The following is a 13399-nucleotide window of genomic DNA, read 5'->3' as shown; positions in this document are numbered from 1 at the left end:
AGCGCTCAGAGTGAGCAGTGGCAAGAGCAGCAATAAGAAGATCTTGAACCGAATCGACCGGTTTCTCGAACCCATGGCCACTCCTGCAGTGCGTGGAGGTCGCGCCGCATTTATGGGGAAATGCACCTCCGGAAGATCGCACAGGAGACTAGCACCGATACAGTTCGAGCGCATTGGAGGACCTGATGAATACTGTCATTACCGGGGCAAGCGACGGAATTGGCGCAGCGTCCGCGCTGGAGCTCGCCCGCAAGGGACACCAGCTCATCCTGGTGGGTCGAACCCCGTCCAAGCTGTCAGCGGTCGCGGACCAGGTGGCCGCGATCACGGGCCGCCGTCCCGGCACGCTGACCGGGGATTTCACCTCGTTCGAGGACGTGCGCTGGCTGGCCGCGGAGCTGCTCGACCGGTGCGAGCGCATCGACGTTCTGATCAACAACGCCGGGGTCATGTCCACCAGGCGGCAGCACACCGCCGACGGACACGAGCTGATGATCCAGGTGAACCACCTGTCGCCGTTCCTGCTGACGAACCTGCTGCTCGACCGGATCAGGGAGTCGTCCGGCCGGGTCGTCACGACCTGCTCACGCGCCGCCAAGACCGGTCGGCTCGACCCGGCCGACCTGTCGCGGGAGCGGCGCCGGTGGAGCGGATGGCTGCAATACGGCGACTCCAAGCAGGCGAACGCCCTCTTCACGGTCTCCCTCGCCGAGCGCGGGATCGCCGCCACCTGCCTGCATCCCGGAGTCATCCGGACCGGGTTCGCGCCGGGAACGTTCCTCATGAAGTTGGTGCTCCATGTGCCGAGGATGGGGGAGTCGGTCGAGGCGGGGGCCGCCAGGATCACCCACCTCGCCACGCACCGGGACGGCGTCGACCATCCGGGCCGCTACTTCGCCGGGAACATCCCCGTCACCGTGCCCGTCCAGATGGCCGACCCGGAACTCGCCGCGGCCCTCTGGTCCGCCAGCCTCATCGCGACAGGGTCGGCGAACGACAGGTCCTCGGCGTCCGGGTGACGGAAGTGTTCGGGCAATGTTCGGCCGTCGTTGCCTGCCCGCGTGCGGGGGCCGTCGCTAGCGTCCGGCTCCGTGACCGTCCCCGCCGCTCCTCCTGATGCTCCTGGTGCTCCCGGCGCTCCCGCCGAAGCCTCCGGCACGCCCGCCGTCGCTCCCGACACCTCGGCCCGCGTGCGGGACCCGTTCCTGGACAACGCCAAGTTCCTGGCCATGGTCCTGGTGGTCTCCGGGCATCTGATCGAGGACCTGCGTGACGTGGAGGTCGCGCATGCCCTGTACTTCTTCGGCTACCTGTTCCACATGCCGCTGTTCATCATGGTCAGCGGCTATCTATCGGGAAATTTCGCCTTCTCGCCGGGCAAGGCGAGAAAGCTGATCAGCGGGCTGGCCGTGCCGTACGTGATCTTCGAGGTCGCCTACTCGCTGCCCAGGTTCTTCCTGTACGGCAAGCTGGAGATCAGCCTGCTCGATCCGTACTACTTGACCTGGTTCCTGATGTCGTTGTTCCTCTGGCGGTTGTCCACGCCGGTGTGGCAGCAGCTCCGGTGGCCGCTGGCGGTGGCGGTGGGGGTGTCGCTCCTCTCCGGGACGAGCGCGCTGCCGGACGAGCTGTCCATGAACCGCACGCTCGGGCTGCTGCCGTTCTACGTGCTCGGGCTGATGCTCAGGCCGCGGCATCTGGAGCCGCTCAGGAGGCCCTGGGCGCGGGCATGCGGGGCGCTGGTCCTCGCCACGGGGGTGGGCGTGGCCCTGGCCGTCCATCGCGCCGTGCCGACCGAGTGGATCCGCTGGCGGCACGCCAACACGGTGATCGGCGTGGACGATCTGACCGGAACCCTGATCAGGCTCGCCATGCTGGCGACGGGAGCGCTTCTGGTCATGGCGTTCCTCGCGGTCACCCCGGCCCGCCGTACCTGGTTCACCGGACTCGGTGCCGCCACCATGTACGCGTACCTGCTGCACGGGTTCGTGGTGAAGGTGACCGAACGATACAACGATGTTCTCGTCACCCCGTGGGGCGTCGCCGTCATGATCCTTTTCGGGGTGGGCCTCTCGGCGGTCCTGTGCACGGCGCCGGTGCGGCGGTTCTTCCGCTGGGCCGTGGAGCCGGACGTGTCCTGGGCCTTCACCCGGCTCCGGCGCCCGGGGCGGGGCGTTCCCGGCCGGTCGGCGGGCGCGGTGTGACGCCATATTCCGCCGGAATCCCGATCGGCCGCGAAAATCGGGTGGTTTTCCGCGAGAATCCACCGTGAAATCAGCGGGAAACGGTAAGCGCCGCAGAAATTCGCTGGAACATAACGCTCACATCTCGATGTAAGCGGTTGTGTTGCGATATCGGAACGTTTCGCGAGTGGTGTTCGTTGTCCGGGTCGATGGCATGTGGCCGTGGACGTCGTATGTCATCCGGGGCGGCCGTCGGTGGACGCGTCGCCGCGTGATGACGTACTGCACGAATTCGGGGTAACGTGCGCATTCGCGGTGCAAGTGAACACGACGGGGTGACGCGGTGGTCGGCAGGCAGGGCAGGGTGACGGGCAAGATCGGTCCGGGCCTTGTTGGTGAAGTGATGGTGCCGATTCGCGGGGGCGTCGAGGCGTTCTACGCACATCCGAACCTTCCGGACGAGGAGATCCCGGTCGGAGCGATCGTCGTCATTGTCGAGTATTCGCCACCGCGTACGGTCTACGTCACGCGCGCGATCGCCTGACCCCCTGTTCCCCCGGAAGTGGAGGCTAGATGCCCATGGAATTTCTGGTTTTCGGCGGCGCGATCGTTGTCGCCCTCATCATCATCGTCCTGTTGTTCAAGGCCATCTGGCGGGTCGCCGAGCCCAACGAGGCATTGATCATTTCTGGGCTCGCCGCCCGGTCGAAGAACGACCTGGCCGACAGTCTCGGATTCAAGATCGTCACCGGTAAGGGAACCGCGGTGCTGCCGGGGTTCCAGACGGCCCGCCGGCTCCGCCTGGACAGCCGGGCGACCAACCTCCAGGTGTCCTGCGTGACCCAGCAGGGCATCCCGGTCCAGGTGCGCGGAGTGGTGATCTACAAGGTCGGTGACGACTTCGCCAGCATCGCCAACGCCGCCCGCCGCTTCCTCGACCAGCAGGACTCGATGAACGGCGCGATCCACGAACTGTTCACCGGTCACCTGCGCTCGATCATCGGCAACCTCACCGTCGAGGACCTCATCCTCAACCGCGAGCGGCTGACCAGCGAGGCGCGCAGCTCCGCGGCCGACGAGATGAGCAAGCTGGGCCTGGTCGTCGACTCGATGCAGATCCAGGAAATCGACGACGAGACCGGGTACATCGTCAACCTCGGCAAGCCGCACGCCGCGAAGATCGCCGCCTCGGCCCGCATCGCCGAGGCGCAGCGCGACCAGGAGGCCACCGAGGCCGAGCAGGTCGCCGCAGCGAGGAAGGCCGCCGCGATCCGGGAGTCCCAGATCCAGCAGGCCGGTTACCAGGCCGAGGTGGACCAGGCGGCGGCGAAGGCCCGGCAGGCCGGCCCGCTGTCGGAGGCCACCGCCCGCCAGGAGGTCGTCGTCCAGGAGACGAGGGCGGCCGAGCTGGAGGCCCAGCTCTCCGAGCAGCGGCTCCAGTCCCAGGTCCGCAAGCCCGCGGACGCCAAGGCGTACGAGACGGTGACGCTCTCGCAGGCGGATCGTGACGCCCGCATCGCCCAGGCCGAGGCCGAGGCCCGCGAGACGGAGCTGCGCGCCACCGCCCAGGCGTCCCAGGTGAAGCAGGCCGCGGCGGCTGACGCCGAGTCCGTACGGCTCCGCGGCGAGGCGGCCGCGGCCGCGACCAGGGCGACGGGTCTCGGTGAGGCCGAGGCGGCCAAGGCGAAGGGTCTGGCCGAGGCGGAGGCGGCCAAGGCGAAGGGTCTCGCGGAGGCCGAGGCGGCCAAGGCGAAGGGTCTGGCCGAGGCTGAGGCGATCCGCGCCAGGTCCGAGGCGCTGGCCGAGAACCAGGAGGCCGTCATCGCCCAGCAGCTCGCCGAGAACTGGCCGCAGATCGTCGAGGCGGGTTCCAAGGCGTTCGGCAACGTCGACCACATGGTCGTGCTGAACGGCGCCCAGGGCATCGAGGAGATGCTCGCCAAGGCCCTCACACTCGGCGGCACCGGTCTGGGCCTGGCCCGCACCCTGCTCGCCGGCGGCACCCCCGCGAGTCTCAACGGCGCCGAGCCCAAGAACAACGCGGACACCGCCTCCTGACCTCGCACGTTCACTGAAGGCACACGGCCGCCCCGCTATCAGCGGGGCGGCCGCTTTCGTTCTCCCGCCTCAGGTCCCGTTGCCGGTCCCGGCGCGGACACGGGGCATGAGCAGCACCGCGCCCACGATGAGCACGGCCACGACGAGCGCCGTGAGGAAGGCGTTGTGGACGGCGTCGTTGAGCGCTCCGCGGACGAAGGACGTCACGGCCGAGCTCACGCCGCCCACACCTTCCGCGCCCTGCCCGGTCAGCACGTCGCTCGTGGCGTCGACGCTCTTCGGCAGGTGATCGCCGCTGACCGAGGCCGGAGGGTGGGCGAAGCGGTCCGACAGCGTCGCGTTGGAGACCGCGCCCAGGACGGCGGCCCCGACGGTGCTGCCGATGGAGCGGAAGAACATGTTGGTCGCCGTGACCACACCGCGGTGCTCCCACCCGACGACGGACTGCACGGCGACCATCGTCGGGCTCGATGTGAGGCCCAGGCCGACGCCGACGATCAGGCACGCGGTCGCGACCTGCCAGATGTGTGATTCCTGGCCGAGCACGGCGCACAGTACGGCCCCGGCCACGGTGACGGCGCCGCCGATCAGCGCGGTGTCGCGGAAGCCGATGCGCATGTATAGGCGGCCGGAGAGCGCCGCGGCGAGGGGCCAGCCGATGCTGAGCGCGGCCAGGGTGAAACCCGCCACCAGGGCGCCGGTGCCGAGCACGCCCTGCGCGTACGTGGGCACATAGGAGCTCAGGCCGATGGTGAGTGTGCCGATCCCCAGCGCGGCGAGGTTGGCGCCGGTCAGCACACGGTGGCGGAACACCCACAGCGGCAGGATGGGCTCGACCGCACGGCGTTCCACGAGGACGAACGCGATCAGCATGGCGGCGCCGCCCGCGAAGATGGCCAGGCTGACCGGCGACCCCCAGTTCCAGGCGACCCCTCCTTCGAGCAGGCCGAGGATGAGCAGGGAGGAACCGGCGGTGAGCAGTACGGCGCCCAGGTAGTCGATCCGGTGTGAGCCTCGGGTCACCCGCTCCTTGAACCGCCGGGCCAGCGTCCAGGCGGCCACAGCCCCGAGCGGCAGGTTGATGAAGAAGATCCACCGCCAGGACACGTATTCGGAGAAGACGCCGCCCAGCGTCGGTCCGACGACGGCCGAGACGCCCCAGACGCTGGCGAGGTAGCCCTGCACCCGGGCACGTTCCTCCACCGAGTACAGGTCCCCGACCATGGTGATGCTGATGGGCTGGACGGCTCCGGCGCCGATGCCCTGGATCGCACGGCAGAGGATGAGCGCCGGCATGCTCCAGGCGACGCCACACAGCACGGAACCGAGGAGGAACGCGGCGATGCCGAAGAACATCACCGGCTTGCGCCCGAAGACGTCGGCGAGCTTGCCGTAGATGGGCACGGTCACGGCCTGCGTGAGCAGGTAGATCGAGAACAGCCACGGGAACTGCGAGAACCCGCCGAGGTCGCCGACGACGGACGGCACCGCCGTCGCGATGATCGTGCTGTCCAGGGCCACGAGACCGGTGCACAGCATGATGGCGGCGAGCACCGGGCCACGCTCGGACCTGAACCCGATGCCGTCCAGTTTCTCGCCTGTGTTCGTGCTCACGTGGCCAAGCTCCCCTGGGCATGCTGCCGTTACGGGAGTGGCCAACCGTCGTCCGCTCCCGTACATTCCGAGGAACGCGATCTAGATCAGGACGTGCTGCTCCGGGTTGCCGGCGAAGCAGAACTGGGCGTTGCGGGTCAGCTTGTAGTCCGCCGCCTGCCAGGTGTGCGCGGTGGCGTCGGAGCCGCGCATGTAGATGAAGTTGAAGCGGTCGGCCGAGTAGATCCGGACGCCCTCCTCCTTGCAGCGCCGCACGAGGCGGGTGTCCTCGCCCGCGTTGACCGGCTCGAACGGCATCGACCGCAGCAGGTCCGCCTTGGCGACGATCGTGGCGCCCTGGATGAGGTGGGCGTAGCGGTTCTCCAGGCCGGGCAGGCGGAACACGGTGACGTTCTGGTCGGGGAAGTACGTGTAGTGCGCGCCCTTGCCCACCATCTCCGCGTCGGCGTAGTCGAACGCCCGCAGCAGGTCGGACAGGTAGTGCTCGCCGTAGATGTTGTCGTCGTCCATCTTGGCGATCAGCTCGCCGTCCGCGTGCGCGATGCCGTGGTTGAGCACCTCGCCGAGCGTCCAGGACGGGTCGGCGGTCAGCACCTTGACGCCGGGGATCCCGGCCGCGAGCGCCTTGTCGCGGACCACGCCGGGGTCCTCGGAGAGGCCGTGCAGCACGAGGATGAGTTCGACGTCGCGGTGCCGCTGCCTGGCGACCTGCGCGATGGCGTGTTCGAGCTGGCCGGCCCGGTTGGTCGGCAGCACCACCGACACCGAGCGGGACCGGGACGCCACCGGCCGGCCGAGGTCGGTGAGGATCTGGTCGACGCGGTGCGAGAAGAGGTGCTTGTCGAACACCTCGCGCATGGCCAGGTGCGCCTGGCGGGCGCGCAGCTCGGGGCTGTTGATGAAGTACAGCGCCCGGTTGTACGCCTCCTCCTGCGAGTGGGCGATCGGGATCAGCGGGCCGAAGGTCTCCTCGATGGCGCGTGACCACGCCGACAGCACGGTGGTCGAGCAGGCCGACAGCTCGAAGACGCGCCGCGCGCACATCGTCGGGGAGTCGATCACCGAGTTCACGTTCAGGAAGACCTTGTACATCTTGTACGCGGCCAGCATCTGCTCGTACGGCAGCTCGCCCACGATGTGCGGGCGGTACTCCTCGGGCCAGGCGTACTTGTCGTCCACCGTGCCGTTGCGGGCGAAGATGTGCAGGCCGAGTTCGCGTACGGGGGCGAGCAGCGTCTCCATCTGCTCGCGCCGCTCGGGGTGCTTGTCCCGGAAGTACATGCCGCCGAAGACGATGTCGTACGGCCGGCCCTGCTTGGTCTGGATGGGGTTGTGGATCCGGGGCTGGGCGGCGAACTGCAGCACGCCGACCCGGTCATGCCCCAGAATTTCCCGATATTTCGGGATCATGTCGCCGTCGCACGTGTACACGTAGTCGAACAGCTTGGCCGTGTCGATGAAGAAGTCGAAGTTCGGCGGGTCCTCCTTGTTCCAGAAGACCGTGGGAATGCCCTCCGACCGGCACCACGCGATGAGGTCGCGCAGCTCCTGCTTGGGGGCCTTCGTCCCGGTCATCTGGTAACGCCAGCGCCCCTGGTTGCCGTGCCAGGCCGACTCGCAGAACAGCACGTCGGGCCGGTTCTCCGCGAAGATCTCCGGCCAGTCCGTGAGCCCGAACTCGATCTGATCCCACTCGTACTTGAACGCGAGCCGGGAGAAGTCGTCCAGGATGACGGCCACCTTGAGGTCGGGGCGCACCACCGGACCGTCCGGCCACTGCAACGTGGGGATCTTGACCTCGGGGCCCTTGGCCTCGGCCTGCTCGGCGGCCTCGATCACCGACATCGGGGCCTTCGGGCTCTTCCCGGTCTTCATGGCCTTGCTCAGGTCGCGCGGCAGCCGCGCGAACCTGGCGGGCTTGGTGGCACCGGTGAGCGCCTGGGCGACGCGGTACGGCCGCTGCGTCTGGGTGGCCTTGAGCTTCCAGATGGCGTAGTCGGCCCGCGCCTCCTGGGTGGCCAGCTTCTTCTCCAGCTCGCGGATCCGCTGCTCGTAGCGCTCGACGACCTTGCGCTCCTCCGGCAGCCAGTTCACCGGCCCGAGGCGCTGGAATTTCGGCTCATCTGAAGGGTTCTGGTCAGACATGTCGCCCCCATCGCGTCCAGGAATGTGCCATCGTACGGCTTTTGCCGGGTCTATGACTGGCGATTGTGCCCCTGAGCGGCGGGGGAGAGGTTGTCCCCGCGCAGCCAGGCGGCGATGACCCGGGCGATCCTGGGCCCCGCCGCGCCGTCCCAGAGCGGGGGAAGCTCGCCGCTGGGCGTGGCCGAGCCGTCCGCCAGGGCCTTCTCCGCGGCGGCGGGCAGTCCGGCCGGCGTGACCAGGCGGTTCGTGCCGTGCGTGACGGTGATCGGCCGCTCGGTGTTGGGCCGCACGGTCAGGCAGGGGACCCCCAGCATGGTGGTCTCCTCCTGCACACCGCCGGAGTCGGTGACGACCAGCGCGGCGCCCCGGACCAGGGAGAGGAAGTCCACATATCCCAACGGGTCGATGATCTTCAGGTTCTCGCGGTCGACCAGCCCGGCGTCGGCCAGGCGCTGCCGCCCGCGCGGGTGCAGCGGGACGACGACCGGCACCTGCTCGGCGACCGCGAGGACCGCCTCGACCAGCTCGCGGGCCGACTCCGGGTCGTCCACGTTCGCCGGCCGGTGCAGCGTCGCGACCGCGTACCTTCCGGACACGCCGAGGCGCTCCTGGACCGGCGCGGGGTCGAGCTTGGGGAGCGCGGAGAAGAGGCTGTCGATCATCGGGTTGCCGACGAGGTGCACCCGCTCCGGGTCGGCGCCCTCGCGGGCGAGGTGCGACAGGGCGTCCGGCGAGGTGGCGAACAGGATGTCCGACAGCGAGTCGGTGACGACCCGGTTCACCTCCTCGGGCATCTCCCGGTCGAAGGAACGCAGGCCCGCCTCCACGTGCGCGGTCGGCACGTGCAGCTTGGCGCACACGAGGATCGCGGCCAGCGTGGAGTTCACGTCGCCGTACACGACGACCAGCGAGGGCCGGTGTTCGAGCACCACGTCCTCCAGGCCGGTCAGCAGCGCCGCCGTCTGCCGCGCGTGCGACCCGGAGCCGACGCCGAGGTTGGCGACCGGCTCGGGCAGGCCGAGGTCGGCGAAGAAGACGTCCGACATCAACGCGTCGTAGTGCTGGCCCGTGTGCACGATGCCCTGCCGTACGCCGATCTCGTCGAGCGCCCGCACGACGGGAGCGGCCTTGACGAAGTTGGGCCGGGCGCCCAGCACGTGCAGGACGAGGGGGTTGTCCCTCATTGACCTCGCCTTTCATGGTGGGACTGGGGCAAACGTTGCCTATGGTACGGTCACGCCGTGGTATCCGAGGCCAAGAAACCGTCCGTGTCAGCCAAGTCGGCGAGGGCCGGGATGGGCGGTCTGCTCCGCGGTTTCGTGAAGAATCCGGTGGTCGTCTCCCGCATCGTTGTGAGCAAGGTGAAGTCCGATCCCGTGCGGGTCGCGCAGGCCGCCGCCGAGGCGATGCCGAGCGGGATGCGCCCGATCATCGGTCGTGTCGCCTGGCCCGCCGCGCGATACGCCAGGGTGACCGTGCGCAAGATCGTCCGGAGGATGGCCGACGGGCCGCTGGAGGCGGCGAAGGTCCACTTCGAGGCTGGGCGCATGACCCAGGCGATCAAGGTGCTGCAGCCGCACACCCGGTGGCCGTTCATCCGGCGCAGGATCGCCTACTACAAGGGTGAGATGGCCGCGATCGGCCCCGCCCCGATCCCGCCGAAGCCCAAGGTGATCATGGGCTCACGCGAGGAGGGCCGGGTCCTCCACCTCGTCACCAACGCCCTGCCGTACACGCAGGCGGGGTACACCGTGCGGACGCACCGCATCGTCACCGCGCAGCGCAACGCCGGCCTCGACCCGCACGTCGTGACGAGCTGGGGCTGGCCGATGCTCCAGGGCCACACCGACGCCACGTCGTACGAGGAGATCGACGAGATCCCCTACCACCGGCTGCTGCCGAACGGGGGCGACCTGCCCTTCGAGAGCCGCGGGCGGATGATCCGCGGCGCCGCCCAGGTGACCGAGCTGGTCAGGAGGCTGCGCCCGCAGGTGCTGCACGCCGCGACCGACCACCGGAACGGCTCCGTGGCGCTCGCCGTACGGGAGCGGACGAACACGCCGTTCGTCTACGAGGTGCGCGGCTTCCTGGAGGAGACCTGGACGTCCAGGGACCCCAAGCGGATCGGCAGCGAGCGGCACATCATGCAGCGTGACCGCGAGGCGCACATCATGCGCGAGGCGGACGCGGTCGTGACGCTGGCCGAGACCATGGCGGCCGAGATCGTCGAGCGTGGCGTGCCCCGCGAGCGGATCCACCTCGCGCCGAACGCCGTGGACGACGCGCTGCTGACCGCCGACTACGACGGCGCGGCCTTCCGCCGGCAGTACAGCATCGGCGACCGCGAGGTGGTCATCGGTTCCGTGTCGAGCATCGTGGGCTACGAGGGCTTCGCCACCCTGCTGAACGCCGCGGCGCTGCTCAGGGACGCGGGAACGCCGGTCAGGGTGCTGCTCGTCGGCGACGGCGCGGAACGGCCGAACCTGCTCCAGCAGGTCGAGCGGCTCCGCCTCGGCGACATCGCGATCCTGCCGGGCCGCGTGGGCCCGGACGAGGCGCTCCAGGCGCAGGCGGCGATCGACATCTTCGCGTGCCCGCGCGAGGACCTCCGGGTTTGCCGACTTGTTACGCCATTGAAACCCGTCGAGGCGATGGCGCTCGGCAAGCCGGTCGTTCTCAGCGACCTGCCCGCGCTTTCCGAGCTTGTGGGCGGTGAGGGGGCCGGGATGCTGGTGCCGGCCGGAGATCCCGCCGCGCTCGCCGACGCGGTGGCCGCGCTCCGCGACGATCCCGAACGGCGCCGCGAGATGGGCGAGGCCGGAAAGGCCGAGGTGGCCGCGAAACGCACGTGGAGCAGCCTTGCCCGGACATACCGTGCGATCTACCAATCATTGACCTCATAATGGAAATGACGGGGAGTTCCGATCTACGGCATCAGGCACCGTTGGTGCTGACTTGAGATAGCCTTTGCCACCATGAAGTGTTGTTTCCGCCCCCAGGTCTCATCGTGAGCGAGCGAACCGGTTTCGATCTCACGGTCATCGGGCTGGGATACGTGGGTATGCCGCTGGCCAAAGAGGCCACGGCGGCGGGCCTGCGGGTGGCCGGTCTGGACGTCGATCCCCGCAAGGTCGACGCGTTGAACGCCGGTCGGTCCTACATCGACGACCTGACCGACGCCGACCTCGACGCGATGCTGGCCGGTGGCTTCACCGCCACGCTGGACGCCTCGGTGCTCGCCGAGTCGCGGACGATCGTCATCTGCGTACCGACGCCGCTGGACGAGGACCACCGTCCCGACCTGTCCGCCGTCGAAGGGGCGACGCGCACCGTCGCCCAGCACCTGCGGGCGGGCACGCTCGTCGTGCTGGAGTCCACCACGTGGCCCGGCACCACCGACGAGGTCGCGCGGCCGATCCTGGAGGGCGCCGGGCTCGTCGCGGGCACCGACTTCCACCTCGCCTTCTCGCCCGAGCGCATCGACCCGGGCAACACGAAGTACGGCCTGCGCAACACGCCCAAGGTAGTCGGCGGTTACACCGTCGCCTGCCGCGACCGCGCCGCCTCCTTCTACAGCCAGTTCGTCGAGCGGGTCGTCCCGGTCAGCGGCACCCGCGAGGCCGAGATGGCCAAGCTGCTGGAGAACACCTACCGGCACGTCAACATCGCCCTCGTCAACGAGATGGCGATCTTCTGCGACGAGCTCGGGATCAACCTGTGGGAGGCCATCGAGGCGGCCTCCACCAAGCCGTTCGGCTTCCAGAAGTTCCTGCCCGGCCCGGGTGTCGGCGGGCACTGCATCCCGGTCGATCCGTCCTACCTGTCCTACACGGTCCGCAAGCTCGGGTACCCGTTCCGTTTCGTGGAGCTGGCCCAGGAGATCAACGAGCGGATGCCGTCGTACGTCGTGGCCCGCGTGCAGCGGCTGCTGAACCGGGCGCGCAAGCCCGTGAACGGATCCCGCGTGCTGCTGCTGGGCGTCACGTACAAGCCCGACATCGCCGACGAGCGTGAGACGCCCGCGATCCCGGTCGCCGAGGCGCTCCTGGAGCTCGGCGCCGAACTGGTCTTCTGCGATCCATATGTCAAGGAATGGACGGTCGAGGGCAGTCCTGTTCCGCGGGTGGACGACCTGGCCGCGGCGGTGGCCGACGCCGACGTGACCCTGCTCCTGCAGCAGCACTCGGCGTTCGACCTCGGTGTGGTGGAGGAACGGGCCCAGCTCGTGCTCGACACTCGCGGCGTTCTGGCCACGAGCGATCGCGTCGAGCGACTGTAGGAGGGGTCCGCGCGTGCACGTGCTCGTCATGACGGTGGTGCATCACCCCGAGGACGCCCGGATCCTGCACCGGCAGATCCGCGCGCTCGTCGACGCCGGTCATGAGGTCACGTATGCCGCGCCGTACACCGCGCGCGGGGTGGTCCCACGATCCTGGGTCAACGGGGTGGATCTGCCGCGCGCCGCCGAGCGGCGCAGGTTCGCGGCGGTACGTGCCGCCCGCAAGCTGTTCAAGAGCATGCGGGGCAAGATCGACCTGGCCCTGATCCACGACCCGGAGCTGCTGCTCGCCGTCGTCGGCGTGCGCAAGCGTCCGCCGGTCGTCTGGGACGTCCACGAGGACACGCCGGCCACGCTCTCCCTGAAACCGTGGCTGCCCGCGTTCTTACGCCCGCCGACCCGGTTCCTCGCCCGGCTCCTGGAGGGCGCGGCCGAACGCCGCCTGCGCCTGCTGCTGGCCGAGACCGCGTACGCGGGGCGGTTCAAGCACGCGCACCTGGTCGTGCCGAACGAGACCTGGGTCCCGGACACCGTCAGCCCGCCCGGCGACGACCGCGTGGTGTACCTCGGCTGGCTGTCCGAGGCGCGGGGCGTCCGCGAGGCCGTCGAGGTGGCCCGGATCCTCCAGCCGTACCGGGTGGTCGTGGAGCTGATCGGGTACGCCGATCCGCAGACCCGGCCGCTGCTCAACCAGGCCGTCGCCGAGGGCGTGCTCGAATGGCGTGACTTCATGCCGAACGACGAGGCGCTCAAGCGGCTCGACGGCGCGCTCGCCGGGCTCTCGCTCCTGCACGACGAGCCCAACTACCGGCACTCCATGCCCACCAAGATCGTGGAGTACATGGCGCACGGCATCCCCGTGATCACCACGCCGTCCCCGAGGGCGGTCGAGCTCGTCGAGCGCTACCGCTCCGGTTTCGTCGTCCCATGGCAGGACCCCCAGGCGGTCGCGCGAACCGTCCTCTTCCTCAGGGACAACCCTCAGGAGCGGCACGGGCACGGTTCTCGGGGCTACGCCGCCGCGCGGGCCAACCATCACTGGCCGAACTCCGCCCGGCGTTTCGTCACACAGCTCGAAGAGTGGGCCGGCGTCAGGCGCTGACCGACCCCGTTGTCCGGC

General features: G+C 69.3%; 10 protein-coding genes. 7 read left to right on the top strand and 3 right to left on the bottom strand.

Features of this window, described 5'->3' with window-relative positions:
* Nucleotides 1–185 precede the first annotated feature (185 nt).
* The 4 genes from IMZ11_RS16625 to IMZ11_RS16610 all read left to right on the top strand — a co-directional run bounded on the left by IMZ11_RS16625 (nucleotide 186) and on the right by IMZ11_RS16610 (nucleotide 4241).
* Nucleotides 186–1019 carry an SDR family NAD(P)-dependent oxidoreductase gene (locus IMZ11_RS16625; protein WP_228642377.1) on the top strand — a complete coding sequence of 278 codons (834 nt, stop codon included), beginning with the start codon at nucleotides 186–188 and terminating at the stop codon, nucleotides 1017–1019.
* 72 nt (nucleotides 1020–1091) lie between these two features.
* Nucleotides 1092–2204: an acyltransferase family protein gene (locus IMZ11_RS16620; protein ID WP_228642375.1), complete on the top strand. Its 1113-nt coding sequence runs from the start codon at nucleotides 1092–1094 to the stop codon at nucleotides 2202–2204.
* A gap of 343 nt (nucleotides 2205–2547) precedes the next feature.
* Nucleotides 2548–2727: a hypothetical protein gene (locus IMZ11_RS16615; RefSeq protein ID WP_228642373.1), complete on the top strand. Its 180-nt coding sequence runs from the start codon at nucleotides 2548–2550 to the stop codon at nucleotides 2725–2727.
* A 35-nt stretch (nucleotides 2728–2762) separates the two neighbouring features.
* Nucleotides 2763–4241, top strand: a complete 1479-nt coding sequence (locus IMZ11_RS16610) for a flotillin family protein (protein WP_228642371.1) — start codon at nucleotides 2763–2765, stop codon at nucleotides 4239–4241.
* A 69-nt stretch (nucleotides 4242–4310) separates the two neighbouring features.
* On the opposite strand, the gene IMZ11_RS16605 is transcribed toward IMZ11_RS16610, so the two are convergent.
* From IMZ11_RS16605 to wecB, 3 genes are all read right to left on the bottom strand, one after another.
* The gene (locus IMZ11_RS16605) at nucleotides 4311–5855 is read right to left on the bottom strand and encodes an MDR family MFS transporter (protein WP_228642369.1); all 1545 of its coding nucleotides are present in this window, start codon (nucleotides 5853–5855) and stop codon (nucleotides 4311–4313) included.
* An 81-nt stretch (nucleotides 5856–5936) separates the two neighbouring features.
* The gene (locus IMZ11_RS16600; RefSeq protein ID WP_228642367.1) at nucleotides 5937–8000 is read right to left on the bottom strand and encodes a glycosyltransferase; all 2064 of its coding nucleotides are present in this window, start codon (nucleotides 7998–8000) and stop codon (nucleotides 5937–5939) included.
* 50 nt (nucleotides 8001–8050) lie between these two features.
* Entirely contained in the window at nucleotides 8051–9184 is a 1134-nt protein-coding gene (gene wecB / locus IMZ11_RS16595; protein WP_228642364.1) for a non-hydrolyzing UDP-N-acetylglucosamine 2-epimerase, read from the bottom strand.
* Between the two features lie 84 nt (nucleotides 9185–9268).
* On the opposite strand from wecB, the gene IMZ11_RS16590 reads away from it, so the two are divergent.
* The 3 genes from IMZ11_RS16590 to IMZ11_RS16580 all read left to right on the top strand — a co-directional run bounded on the left by IMZ11_RS16590 (nucleotide 9269) and on the right by IMZ11_RS16580 (nucleotide 13381).
* Complete coding sequence (locus IMZ11_RS16590; RefSeq protein WP_228642362.1) at nucleotides 9269–10903, top strand: glycosyltransferase family 4 protein; 1635 nt, start codon at nucleotides 9269–9271, stop codon at nucleotides 10901–10903.
* Between the two features lie 104 nt (nucleotides 10904–11007).
* Complete coding sequence (locus IMZ11_RS16585; RefSeq protein ID WP_228642360.1) at nucleotides 11008–12279, top strand: nucleotide sugar dehydrogenase; 1272 nt, start codon at nucleotides 11008–11010, stop codon at nucleotides 12277–12279.
* 13 nt (nucleotides 12280–12292) lie between these two features.
* Complete coding sequence (locus IMZ11_RS16580; RefSeq protein ID WP_228642358.1) at nucleotides 12293–13381, top strand: glycosyltransferase; 1089 nt, start codon at nucleotides 12293–12295, stop codon at nucleotides 13379–13381.
* Nucleotides 13382–13399 lie beyond the last annotated feature (18 nt).

Source organism: Microtetraspora sp. AC03309, assembly GCF_020826795.1.
GTDB lineage: Bacteria > Actinomycetota > Actinomycetes > Streptosporangiales > Streptosporangiaceae > Microtetraspora > Microtetraspora glauca.
The sequence above is the reverse complement of the archived record's forward strand: the minus strand, read 5'-3'. Positions and strand labels throughout refer to the sequence as shown.